Consider the following 21,599-nt stretch of genomic DNA (forward strand, 5'->3'; position numbering starts at 1 on the left):
TGGGCTCGCGTCGGCCGTGGTCAGCTCGTTGACTCGTGGAAGCCCGCGGCCGTGGCCTCCTCGCGGGAACAGAAGAATCGGTCGTCGAGAGGCGTCACCGCGTACGCCGGGCTGTCCGGCGCCCTGTAGGTGTAGCCGGCGGCGAAGGTCGTGCCCACCACCGGCAGGTGGCCGCAGCGGATGACGTGCAGCGGGTATCGCGCCGGCCCGGAGGCCAGCGGCACCACCAGCAGGACCAGATAGACCACCACGGCGGCGACGAGGGCGCGCGGCAGCGGCGGTATCACCCACAGCAGCGCCACGACCGGGAGCGCGGCCAGGAACCACACCAGCACCAAGACGCCGTACCAGGAGGCGAACGCCACCGGGGGTCGCGGGCGGGACACGAGCAGCACCACCACGTACCCGACGGCGGGAGGCACGAAGACGAGCAGCGCCAGCCAGCCCACGGCCTGCGAGAAGCGCGTCACGGCCCGAACGTACCTCTTAACGGAGGACGAGGCACGGATCAGTTTCAGACCGGGATTCCGGCAGGGGTGGTGAGGTTCTTCACGTCGTTCGGAGCAGGGGGCGTGATCTCGACCGGGGTGTCGAAGGTGGAGTAGTTCATGGTGGCGTTCAGCCGCCGCTTCGTGCCGCGCCGGTCGACCAGGTTGATCTTGCGGATCAGACGCTGGTCGTCGATCCAGACCTCGAAGTACGGGGTGGTGCCGAACGTTTTGTAGACCGCTTGCGCCTCGGTGCGTTCGGCGGGGCCCAGCTTGGTCAGTGCCTCGCCGAGGGCGAATGTGCCCTGGTAGCGGGTGGTGGGCTTCCCGCCCATCGTCTCCCGGCCGACCGTGTGCACGTCCTTGGAGGTGGTGAACATCTTGGCGTGCAGCACCGGGTCCGGCTGGCGGACCTGGGCCAGCAGAGCCATGACGTCGGTGTCGGACGAGTTCAGCGCGCTCAGCGAGAGGCTGACCCAGGACTTGTGGATGACCTCGATCAGCATCGAGTTCTTGATGTACAGCTTGTCCCCGAGGAGGACCACGCTTGATTCCGGGTCACCCGCCTCGGTGTTGTTGAAAGGGACGTCGTACTGCAGGGCGTGGTCCTTCGACCGGCTGGTCACCTCGCTGGACAGGTGACTGCTCTTACCGCCCACGACCGTGGAGAAGGAGACCGACGCCTGGTAGGACGTCACGGAGCCGAGCCGTTTCACCGCCTGGTCCAACGCCTCCGCAGCCGTACGGGGCGAACCACTCGTGCCGTCGGCCGAAGGCATGCCCGAGTTCCCGACGCACCCCGCCAGCGACATCATCAGCGCGAGCCCCGCCGCGTACCGACCGGCCATCGTCATCACAGCGACTTCCTCCGCTTCACGACGACGACGTCGTCGCCAATATCAGGACGCGCCGCGAGGTCTGCCCGATTACGTGACGACCTCGCCGGAGGATCACTCTGCGGTGATCGCGGTGGCGACCTGGCAAGGGTCGGAGATGAAGGACAGGTGGCGGGCGCCCGGGATGAGGATCGGCGCGGGGGCGCCGATTCGTCTCGCCGTCTCGTACGGCGCGGACCCGGCGAACACGTCGTCGGCGGCGCCGAAGACCACCGCCTTGGAGATCGGGACACCGGCGAGCGCGGCGACACGGGCGGCGGGCAGGCCGACGATGCCCGTCATCTGCCAGATCCCGTTCTCGGCGCCCGCGACCTGGAAGGGGCGGCGCCACTGGTCCACGCCCGCGCGGTCGAGGTGAGGGCAGCCGGGACCGCAGTTGGACTCGTAGATCCGGCGGATCAGCCAGTCCGAACGGAGGGCGAGCCGGAGCAGGGTCGTGCGGTACGGGGGCGGCAGCGCGGCCTGGAGTCCGGTGGCGCCCGCGCCGGCACCGGTGTTTAGCCCGTCTCCGTCGAGGAACACCAGCCGCGAGACGCGGCCCGGCGACCGTAGCGTCGCGGCGGCGACCACGGCCGCGCCGGTGGAATGCCCGACGAGCGTGACGTGATCCAGGTGCAGCGCGTCGAGGAAGCCCAGTACCTGCGCGGCCTGGTGGTCGGCGTCGTACGGTCCTCGCCGCCGGCTGTAGCCCCAGCCGGTCAGGTCGAGCGCGTACACCCGGCGGTGCGCGACGAGCGCCCGGCCGAGTGGATCGAAGGTGTCGGCCGACTCGGCGAAGCCGTGGACCAGGACGACGGGCGGCCCGCCGCCGCCCCACTGCCGGTACCGGGTGCGGATGCCGTCCGCGGTGACGAACCGCAGGCCCGCCGGTTCGCGGGACCGGCCGGCGGTCGCGGCGTTGTAGACGAGCGAGAACAGCGTCGCGACGACGGCCATCGCCGATGTGGCGATGAGCAGGCGGCGTACCCATCGCCTACCCGGCGCCGCGGGCTTCCAGATGGTCCTCATGGCTCTCACCGGAGCAGGGAGTAGGCCAGGGCCACGGCGATGGCCAGGCCGTACCCGCCGGCCGCGATCGCCACGACCCGGGTACGGCGGGCCTCGTCCCAGGCGGTACGGGACGACAGCCAGGCCAGCGCGGGCAGGACCAGGATCCCGTGCAGGCTCACGCCGTGGACGGGCTTGAGGAAACCGAGGTCGTGGTACGCCTGCTGCTGTCGGCCGGCACCGACCTCGGCCGCGCCCCGGGCGATCATCGCCGCGCCGGTGGCCAGGCCGATCATCAGGCTCACGAATCCGGCCCGCAGGCCCAGCCGCGTACTGGCCGGGAGCTTCGGGTTCGGCCGGAAGGCGGACACGGCCAGGACGCCCAGGACCACGATGAGCACCCCGCCCCCGGCCGCGAGCACCGTCGAGACCGCCGAGTCGAACGGGGTCTCGCGGTTCAGGTGAGAGGGCACGTGCCGCCACGCCTGCAGCGTGATACCGCCGACCTCCACGACACAGTCGGCCGCGAAGACGCCCAGCAGCAGTGCGCGACCACGTTCGCCGATCGGCAGGTACCTGGTCACCCACGTGACCGCGGCCAGCGTCAGGCCGAAGGACAGCCCGAAGGTGGCCGGCTTGCGCCAGGACACCGGGCCGTACCAGGGGCCGCCGTCGACCGCGAAGACCGCCAGGTGGAACAGCCCCGCGCAGGCGAGGACCGCAGCGAGGCCATAACAGAAACGCTCGAAGCGGCGGCCACGGCTCCAAGCCCCGGCGAGCACGTCCCGCACGGCACCTCCTCGGACCTCGGCATTTCGCTGTTCCCGGCCATCATTCGGCAGCGCGGAACGGCCGGCGTCGGCCGAGGGGCGGCTTTCCGGCTACGCCGATCCGCGTAGTGCGGGCCGGTAACGTGGTCCCGCGTGGACAGCCGGACACTGTCGTATCAGCGCCGTAACGAGCGCGCGGACCGCATGTACTTCAAGGCGCATGTGAAGAAGTGTTTCGCGGATCGACGGGTGTCCCGTTACCTCGAACTGGGCCTGGTGGACTCCTCGGAAGTGAGCACCGCTCTTGCCGAGGGTGACGCTTTCGACCAGGCGCGCTCGACCGCTGTTCATCACATGTACAACGTCGAACGCGACGACCGGAATGCCTTCCGGGAAGCCGTTCGTTTCGTTCTGGATCACTCGCTGGACGCCAGGACCGGTGCGCTGGCGGCAGCGCTGCCTCTCGCGCTCTTCTTTTCGGCCATGGAGGCGTTCGGCGAGGACGGTTTCCGGCGCCTGTCGGTGACGCTGGTGAGCGCCCTCATCCTCGCCGCCGCAGGCCTGCTGTTCGCCCGTTCCCGTGTGGTCGCCGGAGCCGTGGCCGCCGTGGGGATCTCGCTGGCGGTGGGCCCGCACTATCTCGCGGGCCTGGAGTGGAACCCCGCGACAAGCGTGTTCTGCTGCCTGGTCGGCGTCGCGGCGGGCGTTCACCTGGCCGACGAACTGAGGCGGCTGGCGCTCTGGCAGGTGTTCGCCCTCCCCCTGCTGGTCGCTCTCCGCATGCTCCATGACTTTCGCGAAGAACAGCTCAGGAGGGAATGGATCGACGGCACCACCGAGGACATCGTCGTACCGCAGATCATTTTGTCCATCAACACGACGTTGGGCAAGGATCACGACAGGCTCCTGGTGGAAGAGGATTCCGAAGGGCTCAGGAGACTTCACGACCCCGCGCTCACCGTGTCGACGAGATCCGAGCAGCGGATCAGGGGAACTCTGGCGCGCTATGACGGCGGCAGCATAGCCCTTTCCGGCCCGCGCGGAGTGGGGAAGTCCACGCTGCTGCGGATGTTCTGCGCGCCTCCCGAAGGCAGCGGCGGTGAATTCGCGGTGTACGTGTCGGCGCCGGCGGAATACGTCCCGCGCGACTTTCTCATCGACCTCTTCCAACGCTTGTCCGAGGACTACCTCACCTATCAGGGCCATACCTACGACGATCCGCTGAAGAAGCGTTTCGTCGCCCGCAGGCGCGTGGCCCGCGTCGTACGAGAGGTCTCGTCGGCGGCTCTGCGCTCGGCCCTGGCTCTGGGCCTTCTCGCCCTGCTGATCTGGTCGGTGGTCGAGGACGTGCGCCCGGCCGTCGTCAGGTTCGATCACGCGCATGTCGATGGGTGGTACGACTCCGTCATCGCCTTCGCCGGCCACTGGTGGGCCGCGCACCGCGGCCTGACGCAGATTCTGGGCATCATCCTGGTCTCGATCATCTGGCCCGGAACGCGTCGCTGGCGGTGGCACAGGGAGCCGTCTCTGGTGGTCAAGGCACGAGAGAACCTCTTTCGCCTCCAGGCGGAGCGGACGGTCACCTGGGGTGCCAACGCGGGGCTGCCCGCGCTGCTCGGCGGCAGCCTGTCCCTGAACCGGGGCGCGTCCGTCAAGCACGTGCCCTGGGCGCTTCCCGAGCTGGTCGGCCAGATGCGCAGGTTCATGACCCAGGTGGCCCAGGACGAGAAGGAATCCGGTCGGCGCGTTCTGATCGGGATAGACGAGATCGACCGGATCGGCTCCACCGAGCATGCCGAGCGGTTCATCAGCGAGATCAAGGCGATCTTCGGCATCGAGAACTGCTTCTTCCTCGTCTCTGTCGCCGAAGACGTCGGATCCACGTTCGCTCGCCGCGTCGTTTCGGAGCGCTCGGTGTTCGAGAACGCGTTCGACGACGTCGTCATCGTGGATCCGCTGACTCTCGAAGAGTCGAAGAACCTGCTCCTTCGCCGGGTTCCGGGTTTCACGGACGCGTTCGTCTACCTCGCGCACGCTCTGTCGGGAGGGGTTCCGCGGGAGCTGATAAGGATCACCAGGCGTCTCGTCGAGCTCAACGAGGAGATGCGCGCGACGTCGGACTACCCTCGCCTGGAGGATCTGACGCGCGCCCTGGTCAAGGAAGGCCTGATCGAAGTGGTCACGGCCACGCGCAACATGATCGCGCAGCTGGCTCCCGAGGCGCCGTGGGGCGTCACGTTCGACCAGCTGCGAAACCTGCTGACCGCGATGCGAACCGAGCCGTCCGTGGCGATCAGCGAGTCCGCCGCGCTGATGCGCCGGCTGGCGAGCCTCGACGCCGACCGGGCCGCGCCGGAGACCGACTCCGCCCTGACCGAGGCGGATCCGCTGAAGGCCGCCCGCCGAGCGCTCATGGAACTCTCCGCGTTCACCTATTTCTCCGTGACGATCATCGACGCGTTCGCGGACCTGACCTTCAACCTGAACAAGGCGAAGGCCGGCGGCTCTCCCACCGACGCGGGCTCGTACGAGCAACTCGCCGGCGCCAGACGAGAGCTGACGCTCTCCCCCGAGAGCTCACGCGAAACGGTGCGGCGTTTCCGGGAGGCATGGTCCCTCGACGACCAGGCCTGACCCTTACCCGGCGAGCCCGGCCAGGTGAGCGGGGAGGTCGCCGAGGGTCCGGATGACCGGCGCCCCCGTGGGGGCGGGGTCGTCGCCGCGGTTCAGCCAGATGCCGTACAGCCCGGCGTCGGTGGCCGCGATGGCGTCGGTACGGAGCCGGTCCCCGACGTAGGCCACCTCGTGCGGCGCGAGGCGGAGCCGCGCACAGCCCGCATGGAAGATCTCCGCACTGGGTTTGGCGGCGCCGACCTCGCTGGAGGCGATGACGTCCGGCAGCTCGTCCGCGAGCCCGACGTGACGGAGCTTCTCGCGCTGCTGGCCGGCATCGCCGTTGGTCAGGACGCCCAGCCGCAGGTCAGGATTCCGCTCGGCGAGCGCGTGAAGCGCCGGCCTGACGTCGGGGTAGATCCGCCAGGCGGCTTCGTAGCGGCGCAGATACCCGGCGAACCAGGCGTCGGCCCGCCGGTCGTCCCAGGTGCCCAGGCCGAGTTCGGCGGCGAGCGAGGTGACCCGCAGGCGTCGCTGTTCGGTGAAGGTGAGCTCCCCGGCCAGGTAGCGGTCCATCGCCAGTTCCTCGAGATGCCGCCACCGCAGATGCGCGTCGTCCACACGACGCACGCCGGGCGTCGCCAGAAGAGTCTCGACGAGCGCGACCTCTGCGGCGCCGTCGTGGTCGATCAAGGTCCCGTCCAGATCGAACAGGACCGCCTGCACTCCTGATGCCATCGCCGGTCCTCACGTGTCCTCGTCCGCGGTCTCGGCCGCCAATTGCGACAGGAGGGCCACTCCTGAGCCGTCGACGAGATGGCGGGCGCTGTCGCGCACGCGTTCCGCCTCGGCCAGGCTCTCGTCGCAGGACAAGTCCGCCGCGAAGAGATGCACGTCGCCGATGCAGGCCGCCAGCGCATCCGCCAGTACGTTCGTTCGATGCCACTCGATCTCCTTACGCCTTGTCTCCTGCCGGGAGCGGTACATCAAGACGACTGCGGTGGTGATCGAGGAGGACGTCAGGAGGACGGGTATGAGCAGAGACGATGCCGTCGAGCGGTCGGCGATGTAGAAGGCGACCTCCGACACGCCCGGCAATGTGACGAGCAGGCCACCAGCCATCATCCGTCGTCCCGCGATCAGCCGCTCGGCGAGTTTCCGGCGATGGGAGGCGGCGGGAATCGAGACCCCGTTGGCGGCCGGGCTTGTCTTCACGGTGGGGTCGCTACGACCTGGCCGGCGCTGGACCTTGGGGACGGACATGGCTGACTCCGGACTAGTGAGGCAATCGCCCTACAAAAGAAGTGCCTGATGTCATCTCTAGGTACGGAACCGCATCATCCCCACGGCGCAGGATGGCGACACCGAAAGGTGAGGCCGTCTTGCCTGCTCACAGGGCACCTGACTTCAGCGTCACAAAAGAGTGGCTGTCCGCTGCGAGGGCGTGTTGGGCCGGGCCGTCTACAGGGAGGTGGAGAAATATTTCAAGCTTCCGAGAGAGGATTCGCCTATGGGACGACCGCGAGGTCCCGACGAGGGAGACCTCAGCTGCGATGACGCCATCCATGCCGATGAACTCGTCGCCAAGGCCGAGGCCGCCCTGGCTTCCGATGAGCGGTGTTCGGCCGACGACCGGGCGGCGCGGCTGCGGGGCGACCAGCGTCTGGTGGAGGCGATCCTTGCGCAGGGGCTGCAGTGCCAGCTCCATCGGGACCTAGAGAACGCGCTGGTCGAGTACGCGATTCCTATTCTGAAACATTTGATCGCCACCGGCGAGATAACGTCGAGGTGCTGGCGCCTCGGGCGCCCGATTGAGTCGTTCCGGACGTATATATCCGAGCTCAGTGAACGTGAACGCGAGGAGTTCGCCGTCGACATGGCCGGCGAAGCCGTGTCGATTTTCAATCGCCGCGTGTTCGAGGACCGCCGATGGACGGCTGAAGGCGGAGCGGCGTTGACGACATATTTCGTCAACGCCTGCGTAGGGCAATTCCCATCACTGTTCCGCACCTGGTGCCGCCGTCACCGGCGTGACGTGCTCTTCGGATTGGAGTTCGACTCCAACTCGGTTAGTAAGTTGAGTGACCCTGAGTCGGGGGCGGTAATGCACGATGAGGCATTGCGTGCACTGGTAGATATATCTGATAATCGGCTTAGAGAAGTAGTCGCCTGGAGAGCAATGGGGTATTCCCACGATGCGGCGTCAATGCTGGCCGGGATCACCGCGAAGGCGGCAGAGGGCAGGCTGAGGCGGCATCGTCAGCGTGTTCAAGGTCGCTCCGTCTCTGGCAATGGAGACGTCTCCGGGGAAGGGAGGCCGGCGTGACGTCCTACTCGAATGGCTTTGGCGACGTTCGACTGATGTACCGCCTTGTCCTGGCGGTCGATGTCGAGAAGTACACCGCGAAGCCCTCTCGGGAGCAGCTACGCGTACAGATGGCACTGCGTGCCATCCTCCACGAAGCGGCGCAGGATGTCGGCCTTGACCAGCGCGACTGGTACGAGCAGGTGAGTGGCGACGGCGAGTTGATCGTTCTTCCCGAGGACGTCGACGTCTCTGTCGTGGTGGGAGATTTCACGCGTCGGATTGAGGTGGCCCTCGGCGAGTTCAACCGATATCGAGACGGGAACGCGCGCCTGCGCCTTCGGATGGCGATGCATCATGGAACTCTCACGCCTGGACCCTTCGGGCCGGCGGGTGACGCACCGATCTGCGTAAGCCGGCTTCTGGGCGCCACGCCACTGCGTCGGCTGTTGACCGAACAACAGGACCGTGATCTTGCGCTCATCGTCTCTCAGTCTCTCTACCAGGACGTGATACGCACCGGTTTCTGTTCCCTTGATCCGGTCGACTTTCGGCCGGTGCGGGTGAACGTGAAAGGCGTCCAATATTACGGATTCGTCCAAACGCGTGATATCTGGGAGTCCTCCTCGCTCGGGGCGACGGCAGTGCTTCGCATTCGCTCCATGGCGGATTCCGCGTCGGTCGCAGCGGCGATGAAGCGAGCCAAGGTGAATGACGCCGACAACGAGCAGGATCGTGATCTTAAGGGAACTGTCGATGACGGACGCAGATTCAATAACTGGGTCGTCTCCGCATGAACCTGAACAGGTTCATCTCCGGCTGAGTGCCGCCGTCCTGGCGCTTCTCAGCGGTCCGCGGGCCAGACTCGCAGGTGCCGGGGCAGGAAATCCGACTCCGACTCCATGGGCAGGCCCAGGTCCTCCGCCAGGGACGCGAGGGCGAGGAGGTCCCAGGCGATGCGCCGGCCCCCGCTCTCGGCGTGCGACGTCACCGCGGCGGCCAGCTCGCCATCGGCGTTCTTCCCCGCGGCCAGCTGCCCGAGCACCCGCACCCGGGGCGTCCAGGCGGAATCGGCCGGTGCGCCGGACAGGACCTCCAGCGCCGACTGCAGGTCGGCCTTCACCTCCGTCCTCAGCTTGCGGTTGCGTGGCCACTGCTTGCGTTTCCACAGGGCGACCAGCGCCGCGGTGTACGCGAGCATGAGATCGGTGCCCGCGTCCTGGCGCTGAAGAACGAAGCGCTGCCGGTGCAGGGCGTCCGCGTCGACGTAGCTGCGGCAGACCAACGCCAGCTCGAACGCCTGCACCCAGTCGTGCGGGAAGGGTCCGCCGAGGGTCTCGTCGGGGCTGACGCCCACCGACATGTTCAGCAACGGGAGCTCGCACTGCCCGGGGGAGATGTGCGGAAGGCAGGCGGTGAAGTACTTGTGGGTCGTCCGCGTCGCCGTCCGTACGGCGGGACGCGCGTGCGGATGGTCGAGGGTGGGGTCCTGCGCGGACAGACCGTCGAGGTAGTCCAGCAACGCGTCGGTGAGCGGCGGCAGACCCACGGCCCCCGTCCGGTCGGCGGCCGCGGCTGCCCGCTCCACTCTCGCGTACAGATCGGCTACGGTGCCCGCGCCCGCGTCCTGCGTGGATCGGCTCATACGAGTGATCCAAGCGCAGTGGCCGGACGGGGGGCCGTAGTTCGAAAATGTTCCAACCGACGCCAGGCGGTCGGCTCCGGCGGATGAACCGCACCGCGTCCGCGACGACGTACCCGTCCGCGACGTCGCTGAGTTCGACCGAGCCGTCGAGGCCCGCGGTGAAGGTCCTCGGGCGACAATGATCCAATGACCCGTACCACTGCCGCCCCCTCGGTGGACCTCGCTCAGGTCATTCCAGGCCTGGGCGCCTATGCGCGTACGACGGTTCGGCTGCACCCCCGGCCCGGCAGTCCCGGTCCTCGGGACAGTCATATCGGCGGCCCGCTGGCGTGGCCGGCCTCGGAGGCGTGGCCGCACTGCGAGACCGCGGACTGCGACCTGTATCTCGAAGACCCGGGATCTCCGATGGTCGCCCTGGTTCAGCTGACCGCCGCGGACTTCCCGGAGATCACCTTTCCGGACGGGACGGATCTGCTCCAGATCCTGTGGTGCGTCGGTTACCACGGCGGTGCCGAGGACGTCCCCTGCCGGCTGGTCTGGCGGCGCGCCGCCGAGGTGACCGAGATCCTCCAGGAGCCGCCCGTCCCGGATCTGGAGGACGAGCTCCCGGGGTTCTATGAGACCTACATTCCGCGTCCGTGCGTCCTGCATCCGGAACGAGTGATCGAGTACCCCTGGATCTGGGATCTCCCCGAAGACCTCAGGGACCGCGTGCAGGCGTGGGATCAGGACAAGGACCAGTACGAACAGCTCTCGACCGCTCCCGGCTTCAAGATCGGCGGAACCGCCATCCACGGGTCGGTGCCGAGCGGGCTGAAATGCGTCGTCTGCGACGCGCCGACCGTCCTGTTCCTGCAACTCGACAACGGCGAGGGCGACGGGCGGTGGTGTGCGGTCGAGGACGGTCAACCGGACTACGGAACCCCGGAGTACGACCAGGTCTACACGCCGACCGGAATGCTGATCGACGTCGGCCCCGGGGGACTTCTCGCCTGCTCCGCCGACTTCGGACACCCGGTGGTGTTCCACCGGCAGTAACGCGTCGAACGCCTTGCATGCGAAGAAGCGACCCGGACATCCTGAACGTGCTTTAGTGGCGGATTTTTACGGGTTACTCTCGGAGATCACGATCGTTGCCCAGAGCGAAGGGGGCCGCCGTGACCGATCAGCCAGCCGTTCCCGGCTCGCGGACACAGTGGGCGCTCGACACCGGTGTGCCGCACACCGCCCGCGTCTGGAACTACTTCCTCGGCGGCAAGGACAACTTCGCCTCCGACCGTGAGGCCGGCGAGCGCATCGCGGAGGTCAACCCGCCCGTGCTCGAACTCGCCCGGGCGTCCCGCGCGTTCCTCGTCCGTGCCGTGCGTCACCTGACCGCCGATGTCGGGATCAGGCAGTTCATCGACATCGGGACCGGGCTGCCCACCTTCAACAACACGCACGAGGTCGCACAGCGGATCGCCCCCGAGTCGCGCATCGTCTACGTCGACAACGACCCGCTGGTGCTGGTCCACGCCGAGGCCCTGCTCACCAGCACGGAGGCCGGCGCCACCCACTACATCGAGGCGGACCTGCACGAACCCGACACGATCCTGCGCGAGGCGGCGACGGTCCTGGACTTCGACCGGCCCGTCGCGATCATGCTGATCGCGATCCTGCACCACATCGGCGACACGGACGAGGCGCGCAAGATCGTACGCCGGCTGGTGGACGCGGTCCCCTCGGGCAGCCACGTGGCGATCGCCCACGCCGTGCACAGCGAGACGATGGACGAGGGCGCGCGGCAGTGGAACAAGGTCGGCCGGCCCCCGCTCATCCCGCGCAGCCCGGAGGAGATCGAGAGCCTCCTCGACGGCCTCGACGTGCTCGAACCGGGAGTCGTCACGACGACGCACTGGCGTCCCGGCGAGGTCACCCTGGGCGTCACCCACGACGTGGACCAGTACGCCGCCGTGGGCCGCAAGCCCTGACCGGCCCCGAGGGTCTAGGAGGTCACGCGGCCGGAGGCGCACAGGATCTCCACACGGGTACGACCTCGATGGACGTGAAACGCCGGGCGTCGCCGGTACGGTCGCGGTGAAGCGGTAGTGCTCGCCCACGGTGAAGGACGGTTCGGCGGCCGAGACGAACACCGCCGCGACGATTCCAGGGCCTGATTTGCCGAATCGGCAAAGAGTTTTGTCGTCCGGGGTCCCGGCGGCGCACCATCTCCGACATGACCCAACAGACATACGAAGTGGTCGTGATCGGGGGTGGCGCGGCCGGGCTGGGCGGGGCGCTCACCCTGGCACGGGCGCGGCGCCGGGTGCTGGTCATCGACGCCGGCCGTCCGCGGAACACTCCCGCGGCTCAGGTGCACGTCTACCTCGGGCGCGAGGGAACACCGCCGGAGGTCCTCCTGGCCGACGGCCGGCGTGAGGTCGAGGGGTACGGCGGCGAGGTCCGGTCGGGTGAGGTCGTCTCGGCCGAGCGCCGCGACGCCGGCGGCTTCCGCCTCGCCCTCGCGGACGGCTCGGCCGTGACGGCGGACCGCCTGCTCGTCACCACCGGCCTGGTCGACGAGCTGCCCGACGTGCCCGGCCTGGCCGAACGCTGGGGCCGCGACGTGCTCCACTGCCCGTACTGCCACGGCTGGGAGGTGCGCGACCGGACGATCGGCGTCCTGGCGACCTCGTCGATCGCGGTTCACCAGGCGCTGCTGTGGCGGCAGTGGAGCAAGAACGTGACCCTCTTCGCGAACGGCGTCGAGGGCCTGGCGGACAACGAGGAACTGGCCGCCCGCGACGTCACCGTGGTCGGCGGCCGGGTGACGGCGGTGGAGGCGGAGAACGACCGGCTCACCGGCGTACGGCTGGAGGACGGGCGGGTGGTCGCCTGCGACGCCCTCGCCGTCCCGCCCTTCATGACCGCTCGGGCCGGTGTGCTCGGCGGCCTCGGGCTGGAGCCGGTCGAGCAGGAGATGGCCGGTCACGTGATCGGCACCTACGTCGCGGCGGATCCGTCCGGGGCGACGGCGGTGCCGGGCGCGTGGGTGGCCGGCAACGTGACCGGCCTGGCCGACCAGGTCATCGGCGCGGCGGCCGCGGGCGTACGCGCCGGCGCGGCGATCAACGCTGATCTGGTGGCGGAGGAGACACGCCGGGCGGTCGAGGCCCGGCGGGAGGGTGAGCGATGACCGCCGAACACTGGGACGCCCGGTATCGGGAGAGCGAACGGCTCTGGAGCGGGAAACCGAACGACGCGCTGGTCCGCGAGGTCTCCGACCTGTCGCCGGGACGGGCGCTGGACCTGGGATGTGGCGAGGGCGGCGACGCGGTCTGGCTCGCCCGGCGCGGATGGCGGGTGACCGCCGTCGACGTCTCCCGCGTCGCCCTCGAACGCGCGGCCCGGCACGCGGCCGAGGCGGGCGTCGCGGAGCGGATCGACTTCCAGCAACACGATCTCGGGGAGTCGTTCCCGGCCGGGGAGTTCGAACTCGTGTCCGCGCATTTCCTGCACTCCCTCGTCGACATGCCGCGGGAGGAGATCCTGCGGACCGCGGCCTCGGCCGTCGTACGCGGAGGGGTGCTGCTCATCGTCAGTCACGGGGGCTTCCCGCCGTGGGACCACGAGCACGCTGACGTGCGGCTGCCGACGCCGCAGGAGATCCTGGCCGACCTGCACCTCCCGGAAGGGCAGTGGGAGGTGCAGGTCTGCGCGGAACACGAGCGAATCCAGACCGGACCCGACGGAACGCCGGTGACCCGTACCGACAACACGCTCAGGGTCCGGCGGTCGACGGTCAGCCGGTGACCGGGAGGTCGCTGGGCACCGGGGTGGGCACCGGCGCCTGACCGGGCGGGGTGCTCTGCGACGGCGTCGGGGTCGGCTGCTGCGGCGGCGTGGCCTGACCGGCGGAGCAGGTGGCGGAGGAGATGTCGATCGTCTGGGCCTTGCCGGTGGCGAGGCCCAGCTTCACCTCCACGGCTGTGACGGTCAGGCTGCCGTCGGAGTTGTGCACCTGCTTGTTGAGCACCACTGACACCGACCCGACGCCCTGGACCGGCACGTTGACCGTGCTGTTCGGCGCCGCGTCCGCGGCGAGGCGGTGGCCCGCGATGGAGGCCTTGACCAGGTGCGACGAGCCCTCGCCGCCGACGCACTTGGCCGTGATCAGGTGGGCCGACAGCGCGGCCTTGAGCACCTGGAGGTCGACCACGCTCGCGCGCGAGGTCGACCCGCTGGCGGAGGTGTGCAGCACCTTGAGCTTCACCAGCGGGTTCGCCGGCAGCTGGACGAGGCTCTTGTGGTGCGCGCCGCTCGTAGAGGTGACCGCAGGGGTCTGCGGGATGTTGACCAGGCCGTTGGCGGACAGGCCGAAGGCGGAGGCGGTGCCGGTGGTCGTGCTGGCGGAGGCCGTCGCCGCGATGGTGGCGGGGACGGCGATCGCTCCGGCTATCGCGACGCTCGCGGTCAGGGTCATCAAGCGCACAGTTGTCTCCTCGGAATGAAGGTACGGGTCAAGCTCTGCGTTGTCCTCTACGCACCAGCGGGCACTTCGGTTGCATGGTTCGCCGAAGTTTTTCCACTCTTCGTCGCGCACCGGTCACACAGTGCGTTTGGCGACAATTCGGGCAGCCCTCGGGTCTGGCGCCGAAGGTCAGAGGTCGCGCAGGATCTCGCGGAGGAGACGCGGGGTGGCGTCGGGTGGCTCGGCCTGGGTGACGAGGCGGTTGAGGACGTCGAGGTAGCGGTCGACGTCCTCGCGGCGGTCGGGGTAGAGCGCGCTCGTCAGCTGTTCGAGGTAGACCACGTCCGGAAGCTGGTGCTCCGGCATGCGCAGCAGCGTGACCGGGCCGCCGGCGGCGGCGTGGCCGGCCGACCGGAAGGGCATCAGCTGGATCGTCACGTGTGCGGGCTCGCACATGTCGATCAGGTGCCGCAACTGGGCGGCCATGACCTCCCGGCCGCCGATCGGGCGGCGCAGGGCGGCCTCGTCGATCACCGTCCACAGGTACGGCGGGTGCGGGCGGCGCAGGATCTCCTGGCGTCGCATGCGAAGGGCGAGACGGCGTTCCGTCTCGGCCCTGAGCGCGTCCTCGTGGCCCAGCCTGATCACCGCGCGGGCGTAGTCGGGGGTCTGCAGCAGGCCCGGCACGAACTGCACCTCGTACGCGCGGATGACGCTCGCGGCCTGTTCGAGGCCGAGGTAGGGCTCGAACCATGGCGGGGTCACGTCGGCGTACTCGTGCCACCAGCCGGGGGTGTTCGCCTGACGTGTCAGGTCCAGCAGGGTCGCGCGTTCGGCCTCGTCGGTCACCTCGTACAGCGCGCAGAGGTCGGCCACGTCGCGCAGCTTGAAACCGGTGCGGCCCAGCTCCAGACGGCTGATCTTCGACTGGGACGCGCGGATCGCCTCGCCCGCCCGCTCGCGGCTGATGCCCCGCGACTCGCGCAGGCGGCGCAGGAGCGAGCCCAGGACCATGCGGGTGGCCGTCGGCCCGTGCGGTCTGTCGGCCTCGTCGAGCTGGGCGCCGGTCGTCTCCGCCGGTAGGGGGCCGCCCGGTGCCCGGTCCATGGTCTCCGGTCTGTGGCCCGGCGCGGGCTCGGCGAGATGCTCAGTCACGAAGAAACAGCTCCCAGGACGATTTACGTGTCATTACAACGGGACGTGGCCCGGCACGTCTGCGTCGTCGCTCCATTCCATCGTCGGAAACTTACGGTAAAGGGCCGACTACTCAGGGTCAATACGGGGCTGGAACTCGTCGGGTACGGGATCGGTCGTGGTCACCGCGCCTGAGCGTACCGCCGAAGGCTGACAATGGGCCGGAGTGAGTACTCACTTCGCCATTGACGGAGTGAGTACTCACTCCGTACAGTCGACGGCATGACGAACTCCCCAAGCCCCACTCCCCGGCGGCGAGCGCCGGGGATGAGCGCCGAGCAGCGCCGGCAGATGATCGTCGCCGCCGCGCTGCCGCTCGTGGCCGAGTACGGCGCGGCGGTCACCACCAGCCAGATCGCGCGCGCCGCCGGCATCGGTGAGGCCACGATCTTCCGGGCCTTCGCCGACAAGGAAGAGGTGCTGGGCGCCTGCATGGCCGAGGCGATGCGCTCGGACCACGTGGTGCGGCAGATCGCCTCGATACCGCTCGACCAGCCGCTGCCCGCCCGCCTGATCGAGGCGGTCGACACCCTGGACGCCTACCTGGCGCGGATGGGGGCGCTGGCCGGCGCCCTGTACGCGTCCGGGCGAGGGCCCCGGCGGCCGGGCGGCGAGCCGCCCCCGGCCAACAGCCGGGAGGAGTCGATGGTCGCGATCCGGGCCGCCGTCGCGGAGCTGTTCGAGCCCGGCGAGGACGACCTGCGGCTGGACGCGGACGACGCCGCGGGGATCTTCCTCGGCTTCCTGTTCGCCCGCCCCCGGGTGAACGGCGAGCGTGCCGTGAGCTCCGAGCGCCTCGTCGACGTCTTCCTCCACGGTGCCCTCGCGGGAGGCGACCGATGACCGTGACGCTGAACCACACCATCGTGACGGCCACGGACAACCAGGCGGCCGCCCGCTTCTTCGCGACCATCATGGGCCTGGAGTGCCTGCCGCCGGCGGGCGCGCACGGTCACTTCGTCCCGGTGCGGGTCAACGACCGGCTCACGCTGGACTACATGACGGTCGAGGAGCCCGCCGGCCACCACCTGGCCTTCGACGTCGATCCGGACACCTTCGACCGGATCCTCGCCCGCCTGCGGGAACGGAACATCCCCTTCGGCAACAGCCCGTCCACGCCCGGCAACGGCCGCGTCGACCATCCGCTCTGCCCGCGCGGGCTGTTCTTCGCCGACGCCGCGCGCAACCTGTACGAGGTGATGTCGCCGCGGTGACTCAGACGAACAGCGGCTCCGCGGCGGACCGCTCGGCCAGCGCGCTCATCGCCTCATCGTCCGGGGCGGCGGTGTAACGGGAGGCGGCGTCGAGCACGCGCGGCAGCAGGCCGACGTCGCCGACGCTGTTCACGAAGATGCCCGGACGGCTGAGCGCCCACCAGACGGCCAGGTCGATGTCGTCCTGCCGCTCCAGCGGCTCGTACCAGGTCGACCGGGTGTGCGGGCGTTCACGCCAGTGGCGCAGCGCGATCGACTTGATCGTCTGCACCGCCACCCGCCGCTCCCGGCAGGTCTGGTACAGCGCGTCGAAGTTGTCGGCGTAGTACGGGCTGCGCATGGTCACGTAGTTGTACGGCAGCAGCACCGAGTCGAAGTCGAACCGGTCGAGACTGCGCCGATGCGTCGCGGCGATCTGCGCGCCGTGACCGGTCACTCCGATGAAGCGCACGAGCCCCTCGTCCCGCGCCTCGATCGCCGCCTCCAGCGCGCCGCCCGGGGACAGGGCGATGTCCCACTCGATGGGGTCGGCCAGGTTGTGCAGCTGGAGCAGGTCGACGTGGTCGACGCCCAGGCGTTCGAGCGAACGGTGGAGCTCCTCGCGGGCCGGGCCGGCCTTGCGCTCACCGGTCTTGGTGGCCAGGAAGAACCGGCCGGGTTCGCGGGCCAGCAGCGGCTTGAGCCGTACCTCGGCCTCGCCGTACGACGCCGCGACGTCGATGTGGTTCACACCGTGTTCGAGCAGGACGTCGAGCATCTCGTCGGCGACCCGCTGCGGCTCGTTGGCGAGAGCCGCGGCCCCGAAGATCACCCGGGTGCTCAGGTGGCCGGTGCGCCCGAACTCTGCCGTCTCGATCGCCATGAACCCTCCCGTGCCGATGTGGGCGGCGGCGCTGTTCGCCGGAGATCGCCCGCCATGAGATCAACTTACGCCTTGGTCCCGCCTTGGCCATGTCGCCGGGTCAGGAGCGCAGCCACTCGTCGATCGCGCGGTGGATCCGCTCCTTGGTCGCCGCCGGGGCGAAGGACGCGTCGACGCCCGTACGGGACAGCTCGGCGAGTGCCGTGTCGTCGTAGCCGAAGGCCGTACGGACGCGGGCGTACTCCTCGGCCAGTGAGGTGCCGGCCGTCGAGGGGATGTCGGTGTTCAGCGTGACCCGCAGGCCGGCGTCGCGCAGCCGCGGCAGCGGGTGCGCGTCGAGCGACGCGGCGACGCCGAGCGTCACGTTCGAGGACGGGCAGACCTCCAGCGGAATGCCGCGTTCGCGTACTTCGGCGACCAGGTCCGGGTCGTCCAGCACCCGGATCCCGTGCCCCAGCCGCTCCGTACGGCCGACGGTGATCGCCTCACGGATGCTGTCCGGCCCGCACGTCTCCCCGGCGTGGTGCACCAGGTGCAGCCCGGTGTCGCGAGCCGCGTGGAGCACCTCGGCGAACGGTGCGAGCGGGTGCGCCTCGTCACCGGCCAGCCCGACCGCGATGACCTCCTCGCGAGACGTGGCGAGCTCGACGGTCCGCCGGGCTCGCTCGACCGAACGGCGCCGGGAGTGGTCGAGGATGACCCGGCACTCGACGCCGTACGCCGCCCGGCCCTCAGCCAGGCCGTCCAGCACCGCCGCCAACGGCATGCCGAGGTCGCCGAGCCGCTCGCCGTGCGAGGCCGCCGTGAAGGTGACCTCGGCATAGCGCGTGCCCTGCGCCGCCTCGTCCGCGCAGTACTCGAGGGCGATCCGCCGGAAGTCCTCCGGCCGGCGCAGGCAGCTCCTGATGAGCGTGTTGTGGTCGGCGAACTGGCGGAACCCGTCGAACATCGGCGGGCCGTCCTCCGGCCGCGACGGCACCGGGACCCCGGTGGCCTCGCCGATCTCCCGCAACGTCGTCCACCGGATGGTGCTCTCCAGGTGGACGTGCAGGTGAGCCTTGGGCAGGAGCGTCAGGTCGCGCATGGGGACAAGCATCGCGTACGGCACGGACCTCCCGGCGCGCGAGCGGCGGCATTTCGGCCTTGGCGGCATTGGAGAAATACGACGGCCGCTTCCGGTGAATGGCTGAATAATCCGATACTGGCCGTGTCCCGCATCCCTTCATTTGGCGGCTCGATGAGTAATGGAAGCGCCAAATTCTGCAACCCCGTACCGGGTGGGATATGACCCGTTGTTTGCTTCGTCTGGCGCGATCATGGACCGCACGGGACGTGATCTTTTTCAATCACGCCGCAGGTGGGGAGTGGTTTTACGTATCTGGATCGGGCCCCACGGACACCACTGGGGCCGGTGTTAATGTTGCGTTCGTTCAGCATCGAGGTACGACGTTTCTGAGATCACCGGCCACTTGGAGGGTGTGTGAAGCGGCAAAGGCTGAAGATGTGGACGACGCCTGTCGTCGGCGGTATTCGCCGTCAATGCCTCATGCTGTTCGCCGCCGCCGCGTGGCCGCCTTTCCCCGAATGTAACTTTTCCGCTGATGCCGCCGCACAACGTGCGCCGGTCGTGTCCGGGTCAAGAAGTCACTCTCCACGAGAACTCCGAGCGGTGATCCACATCGCCGGTTAACGCCAGGGCGGCGCGGACAAGGGCCGCCGCACCGCCCGGGCGAGAACCTCCCGAACCACCAGTGAAGAAAACCAACACCCTTGGGGGAGACATGCACAAATGGACCGCTCGCGCCGCCAGGGTGGCGCTGGTCGCGGCCGCCGTCAGCGCGGCCAGCGTCGGCGTCGCCAATGCGGACGACACGACGGGCGACCACAGCATCCTCGGCGGTAACCAGTTGCTCAATCACCTTTCGGTCATCGCGCCGATCGGTCTGTTCGGTAACCACGTCAACCTGCTGAGCACGGTCGTGCCGGGCAGCGGCTTCCGCTACGCGCACGTCCGCGCGGACGATGACCCGGCTCCGCAGATGGACATCTGCGGCAACGCCATCTCCAGCGCGAACGGCATCGGTACGGCCGCGTGCAAGGGCCAGGCGAACATCGGCACCACCGAGGCCGCTCCGGCAGCGGTCGTGGCCGCGCCTGCGGCACCGGCCGCGGTCACGGCTCCGGCTCCGGCCATGGCCAGCGAGACGGCCGGCGCTCCGACCGCCGCCATCGGCGCTCCGGGCGCCGCGCCTGCGGAGACCGCAGCCGCGCCCGCCCCGGTCCAGGCCGAGGCTCCGTCCATCGCTCCGGCCGAGGCACCGGCCATCGCGTCCGCGTCCGCTCCGGCTCAGGCTCCGGCCGCCGCTCCGGCCCAGGCTCCGGCGGAGGCACCGGCCATCGCACCGGCCGCCGCTCCGGCGGAACCCGCCGCCGCGGCACCGGTCGCCGCTCCGATCGCCCAGGAGGCCCGTCCCGTCGAGATGAGCACTTCTGGCGAGAACGGCGTGCTGAGCGGCAATCAGGTCAAGGCGCCCGTACGCGCCCCGATCCGGATCTGCGGCAACGCGGGCGCCCTGGGCGGCATGGCCACCGCCGCGTGCGAGGGAACCGCGTCCAGCGGCCGAATCGGCACGGCGGCCCGTACGTTCGGCGTCGCCGGCCTGCTCGGCTGAACCCTGACACTGGGGCAGTCTCTCGGCATCGGCCGAATCACCTGTCCGTCCGCCCGGACCACCGGGCGGGCGGACATTCCTTTTCCGCACTCAGCCCCTGCCAACGCCGCGCCCTCGGGCTTCGGATATTCCTTTGCCCGCCGAATCGATGCCTGCCTAGGCTCGCCCGGGTGCGGCGCACCATCATCATCGGCGACATCCACGGCTGTTTCGACGAGCTGCTCGAACTACTCGACGAAGTCGACCTCCGCCCGGACGATCTGCTGGTCAGCGTCGGCGATCTGGTCGACCGCGGACCGGCGCCCGGTGAGGTGGTCGGACTTTTCCGTGAACGCCCGAACTCGGTCGTGGTCATGGGCAACCACGAACGCAAGCACGTGCGCGGGATCTTCTCCTACGCGCAAGAGATCACGCGCTTGCAACTGGGCGACCGGTACACCGAAACGGTCGACTGGATGCGGACACGGCCGTACTACTTCGAGAACGACCATGTCCGCGTCGTCCACGCCGCGATGCTGCCCGGAATCCCGCTGGCCGACCAGAAAGAAGAAATCCTCTGCGGCTCGACCAGCGGCGAACGAGAACTCGCCACGCTGTTCCCCGACGGCCACTGGCACGACCACTACACCGACACCAAACCGGTTGTCTTCGGCCATCACGTGACCGGGCCCGAGCCGATGATCCGCGACGGCAGGATCTTCGGCCTGGACACCGGCGCCTGTCACGGCTGGAACCTGACCGCGCTGTGCGTGCCGGGATTCACCGTGCACTCGGTGAGGGCGCACGCGGATCACTGGTCGCTCGCCAAGCGCCAATGGCAGTTGCCCGTCCTGAAGACCAGGCCGTGGCGTGACTTCTCCTGGCCGGAGCTGGCTGAAGCGATCGCGAGGTTCTCCTCGGCGCCCGACGCCGCCACACGCGGCTGGCTGGAAAAGCTCGAAAACTGGGCGGCGGAACTGCGGTCGTCCTTTCCTGCCCTGGTCGCCACGGCGCATCGCCTCGCCGGCGAGCTCGCCACAGACGAACTGCGGCGGCATCCGGCCGCACGCTTCCTGTTCCAAGCACGTGACGGTCGGCTCGACCAGACCAGTCTGGCCGGACAGTGCTCAACACCCCGCAGGACGATCGACCTGGCGACCGCGCTCGGCCTGGTCGTACGCGAACTGCCCGACTGACTCCGCACATCTGGCTCGCGGAGGCCGGGCGCAGACAAGGTGAAATCACGATCTCTCCCCTTCCTGCGGCAAGAATCCGGTCGCGACCGGCTATCTCCTCCTGTTCTGCCGATTCTCACGGCGGAGGCGATGAAATTACATCGTTTCCCTTGCACTTCCCGTGCGGTGATCTTGGGCCATATAGGGTTATCGAAAAACCCTCGTTTTACTTTTCGGGATTGGCGGCGGATCTAAATCCCGATGGTGAGTCTTGAGGCGAAAAGAGGCGATGATACGGCGCCAAGTGCAGGGGGTATCTGCTGATGCGAAGAAAGGCTCACACGTACCC

The 21,599-nt window shown here is 69.0% G+C and carries 22 protein-coding genes; 11 read left to right on the forward strand and 11 right to left on the reverse strand.

Annotated elements, in window-relative coordinates; genetic code table 11:
* Nucleotides 1-20: 20 nt before the first annotated feature.
* The 4 genes from QSK37_RS33340 to QSK37_RS33355 all read right to left on the reverse strand — a co-directional run bounded on the left by QSK37_RS33340 (nt 21) and on the right by QSK37_RS33355 (nt 3,162).
* A complete protein-coding gene (locus tag QSK37_RS33340; protein ID WP_285629259.1) occupies nt 21-470 on the reverse strand; it encodes a hypothetical protein in 450 nt (149 codons plus the stop codon).
* Nucleotides 471-514: 44 nt separating this feature from the next.
* A complete protein-coding gene (locus QSK37_RS33345; protein ID WP_285629261.1) occupies nt 515-1,342 on the reverse strand; it encodes an SCO4651 family lipoprotein in 828 nt (275 codons plus the stop codon).
* 96 nt (nt 1,343-1,438) lie between these two features.
* Entirely contained in the window at nt 1,439-2,392 is a 954-nt protein-coding gene (locus QSK37_RS33350; protein ID WP_285629263.1) for an alpha/beta fold hydrolase, read from the reverse strand.
* A 5-nt stretch (nt 2,393-2,397) separates the two neighbouring features.
* Nucleotides 2,398-3,162, reverse strand: coding sequence for a hypothetical protein (locus QSK37_RS33355; protein ID WP_285629265.1), 765 nt, complete (start codon nt 3,160-3,162; stop codon nt 2,398-2,400).
* A gap of 132 nt (nt 3,163-3,294) precedes the next feature.
* Here QSK37_RS33355 and QSK37_RS33360 point away from each other — a divergent pair, with 132 nt between their 5' ends.
* On the forward strand, nt 3,295-5,775 hold the full coding sequence (locus QSK37_RS33360; protein WP_285629267.1) for an ATP-binding protein: 2,481 nt from the start codon (nt 3,295-3,297) through the stop codon (nt 5,773-5,775).
* Nucleotides 5,776-5,778: 3 nt separating this feature from the next.
* Here the strand turns inward: QSK37_RS33360 and QSK37_RS33365 are convergent, their stop codons facing one another.
* Nucleotides 5,779-6,492 (reverse strand): HAD family hydrolase, encoded by a 714-nt coding sequence (locus QSK37_RS33365; protein ID WP_285629269.1) that lies wholly within the window; start codon nt 6,490-6,492, stop codon nt 5,779-5,781.
* A 9-nt stretch (nt 6,493-6,501) separates the two neighbouring features.
* Complete coding sequence (locus tag QSK37_RS33370; protein ID WP_285629271.1) at nt 6,502-7,017, reverse strand: hypothetical protein; 516 nt, start codon at nt 7,015-7,017, stop codon at nt 6,502-6,504.
* A gap of 160 nt (nt 7,018-7,177) precedes the next feature.
* On the opposite strand from QSK37_RS33370, the gene QSK37_RS33375 reads away from it, so the two are divergent.
* A complete protein-coding gene (locus QSK37_RS33375) occupies nt 7,178-8,080 on the forward strand; it encodes a hypothetical protein (protein ID WP_285629274.1) in 903 nt (300 codons plus the stop codon).
* The gene (locus QSK37_RS33380) at nt 8,077-8,856 is read left to right on the forward strand and encodes a hypothetical protein (RefSeq protein WP_285629276.1); all 780 of its coding nucleotides are present in this window, start codon (nt 8,077-8,079) and stop codon (nt 8,854-8,856) included. The genes QSK37_RS33375 and QSK37_RS33380 overlap by 4 nt, the downstream gene beginning before the upstream one ends.
* Nucleotides 8,857-8,903: 47 nt before the next feature.
* Here QSK37_RS33380 and QSK37_RS33385 read toward each other — a convergent pair whose 3' ends face one another.
* The gene (locus tag QSK37_RS33385) at nt 8,904-9,704 is read right to left on the reverse strand and encodes an Imm49 family immunity protein (RefSeq protein ID WP_285629278.1); all 801 of its coding nucleotides are present in this window, start codon (nt 9,702-9,704) and stop codon (nt 8,904-8,906) included.
* A 186-nt stretch (nt 9,705-9,890) separates the two neighbouring features.
* Here QSK37_RS33385 and QSK37_RS33390 point away from each other — a divergent pair, with 186 nt between their 5' ends.
* The 4 genes from QSK37_RS33390 (at nt 9,891) to QSK37_RS33405 (ending at nt 13,496) form a co-directional block, all read left to right on the forward strand.
* A complete protein-coding gene (locus QSK37_RS33390; protein WP_285629280.1) occupies nt 9,891-10,742 on the forward strand; it encodes a hypothetical protein in 852 nt (283 codons plus the stop codon).
* A 119-nt stretch (nt 10,743-10,861) separates the two neighbouring features.
* The gene (locus QSK37_RS33395; protein WP_285629282.1) at nt 10,862-11,674 is read left to right on the forward strand and encodes an SAM-dependent methyltransferase; all 813 of its coding nucleotides are present in this window, start codon (nt 10,862-10,864) and stop codon (nt 11,672-11,674) included.
* A 245-nt stretch (nt 11,675-11,919) separates the two neighbouring features.
* Nucleotides 11,920-12,879, forward strand: a complete 960-nt coding sequence (locus QSK37_RS33400) for an NAD(P)/FAD-dependent oxidoreductase (protein ID WP_285629283.1) — start codon at nt 11,920-11,922, stop codon at nt 12,877-12,879.
* Nucleotides 12,876-13,496, forward strand: a complete 621-nt coding sequence (locus QSK37_RS33405) for a class I SAM-dependent methyltransferase (RefSeq protein ID WP_285629285.1) — start codon at nt 12,876-12,878, stop codon at nt 13,494-13,496. The genes QSK37_RS33400 and QSK37_RS33405 overlap by 4 nt, the downstream gene beginning before the upstream one ends.
* Here QSK37_RS33405 and QSK37_RS33410 read toward each other — a convergent pair.
* Both QSK37_RS33410 and QSK37_RS33415 read right to left on the reverse strand, forming a co-directional pair.
* On the reverse strand, nt 13,486-14,166 hold the full coding sequence (locus QSK37_RS33410; protein ID WP_285629628.1) for a choice-of-anchor P family protein: 681 nt from the start codon (nt 14,164-14,166) through the stop codon (nt 13,486-13,488). The genes QSK37_RS33405 and QSK37_RS33410 overlap by 11 nt on opposite strands.
* 177 nt (nt 14,167-14,343) lie before the next feature.
* Nucleotides 14,344-15,309 (reverse strand): Sco1979 family transcriptional regulator, encoded by a 966-nt coding sequence (locus QSK37_RS33415; RefSeq protein WP_432705625.1) that lies wholly within the window; start codon nt 15,307-15,309, stop codon nt 14,344-14,346.
* Between the two features lie 261 nt (nt 15,310-15,570).
* On the opposite strand from QSK37_RS33415, the gene QSK37_RS33420 reads away from it, so the two are divergent.
* The gene (locus QSK37_RS33420) at nt 15,571-16,191 is read left to right on the forward strand and encodes a TetR/AcrR family transcriptional regulator (protein ID WP_285629287.1); all 621 of its coding nucleotides are present in this window, start codon (nt 15,571-15,573) and stop codon (nt 16,189-16,191) included.
* Entirely contained in the window at nt 16,188-16,562 is a 375-nt protein-coding gene (locus QSK37_RS33425; RefSeq protein ID WP_285629289.1) for a VOC family protein, read from the forward strand. Before QSK37_RS33420 ends, QSK37_RS33425 begins: the two co-directional genes overlap by 4 nt.
* A 1-nt stretch (nt 16,563) precedes the next feature.
* Here QSK37_RS33425 and QSK37_RS33430 read toward each other — a convergent pair whose 3' ends face one another.
* On the reverse strand, nt 16,564-17,424 hold the full coding sequence (locus tag QSK37_RS33430) for an aldo/keto reductase (protein WP_285629291.1): 861 nt from the start codon (nt 17,422-17,424) through the stop codon (nt 16,564-16,566).
* 100 nt (nt 17,425-17,524) lie between these two features.
* The gene (gene add, locus QSK37_RS33435; protein ID WP_285629293.1) at nt 17,525-18,508 is read right to left on the reverse strand and encodes an adenosine deaminase; all 984 of its coding nucleotides are present in this window, start codon (nt 18,506-18,508) and stop codon (nt 17,525-17,527) included.
* 697 nt (nt 18,509-19,205) lie between these two features.
* Here add and QSK37_RS33440 point away from each other — a divergent pair.
* Nucleotides 19,206-20,096 (forward strand): chaplin family protein, encoded by an 891-nt coding sequence (locus QSK37_RS33440; RefSeq protein WP_285629295.1) that lies wholly within the window; start codon nt 19,206-19,208, stop codon nt 20,094-20,096.
* Nucleotides 20,097-20,266: 170 nt separating this feature from the next.
* Complete coding sequence (locus QSK37_RS33445) at nt 20,267-21,271, forward strand: metallophosphoesterase (RefSeq protein ID WP_285629297.1); 1,005 nt, start codon at nt 20,267-20,269, stop codon at nt 21,269-21,271.
* Nucleotides 21,272-21,599 lie beyond the last annotated feature (328 nt).

The organism is Actinoallomurus iriomotensis (assembly GCF_030269445.1).
GTDB classification, from domain to species: Bacteria; Actinomycetota; Actinomycetes; order Streptosporangiales; family Streptosporangiaceae; genus Actinoallomurus; species Actinoallomurus iriomotensis.

Bases quoted from the DNA above. Each gene is read 5' to 3' on its own strand.
- QSK37_RS33425 (WP_285629289.1), top strand. From the start codon at position 16,188: ATGACCGTGACGCTGAACCACACCATCGTGACGGCCACGGACAACCAG.
- add (WP_285629293.1), bottom strand. From the start codon at position 18,508: ATGCGCGACCTGACGCTCCTGCCCAAGGCTCACCTGCACGTCCACCTG.
- QSK37_RS33345 (WP_285629261.1), bottom strand. From the start codon at position 1,342: ATGACGATGGCCGGTCGGTACGCGGCGGGGCTCGCGCTGATGATGTCG.
- QSK37_RS33405 (WP_285629285.1), top strand. From the start codon at position 12,876: ATGACCGCCGAACACTGGGACGCCCGGTATCGGGAGAGCGAACGGCTC.
- QSK37_RS33385 (WP_285629278.1), bottom strand. From the start codon at position 9,704: ATGAGCCGATCCACGCAGGACGCGGGCGCGGGCACCGTAGCCGATCTG.
- QSK37_RS33370 (WP_285629271.1), bottom strand. From the start codon at position 7,017: ATGTCCGTCCCCAAGGTCCAGCGCCGGCCAGGTCGTAGCGACCCCACC.
- QSK37_RS33390 (WP_285629280.1), top strand. From the start codon at position 9,891: ATGACCCGTACCACTGCCGCCCCCTCGGTGGACCTCGCTCAGGTCATT.
- QSK37_RS33430 (WP_285629291.1), bottom strand. From the start codon at position 17,424: ATGGCGATCGAGACGGCAGAGTTCGGGCGCACCGGCCACCTGAGCACC.
- QSK37_RS33365 (WP_285629269.1), bottom strand. From the start codon at position 6,492: ATGGCATCAGGAGTGCAGGCGGTCCTGTTCGATCTGGACGGGACCTTG.
- QSK37_RS33440 (WP_285629295.1), top strand. From the start codon at position 19,206: ATGCACAAATGGACCGCTCGCGCCGCCAGGGTGGCGCTGGTCGCGGCC.
- QSK37_RS33350 (WP_285629263.1), bottom strand. From the start codon at position 2,392: ATGAGGACCATCTGGAAGCCCGCGGCGCCGGGTAGGCGATGGGTACGC.
- QSK37_RS33400 (WP_285629283.1), top strand. From the start codon at position 11,920: ATGACCCAACAGACATACGAAGTGGTCGTGATCGGGGGTGGCGCGGCC.
- QSK37_RS33420 (WP_285629287.1), top strand. From the start codon at position 15,571: ATGACGAACTCCCCAAGCCCCACTCCCCGGCGGCGAGCGCCGGGGATG.
- QSK37_RS33410 (WP_285629628.1), bottom strand. From the start codon at position 14,166: ATGACCCTGACCGCGAGCGTCGCGATAGCCGGAGCGATCGCCGTCCCC.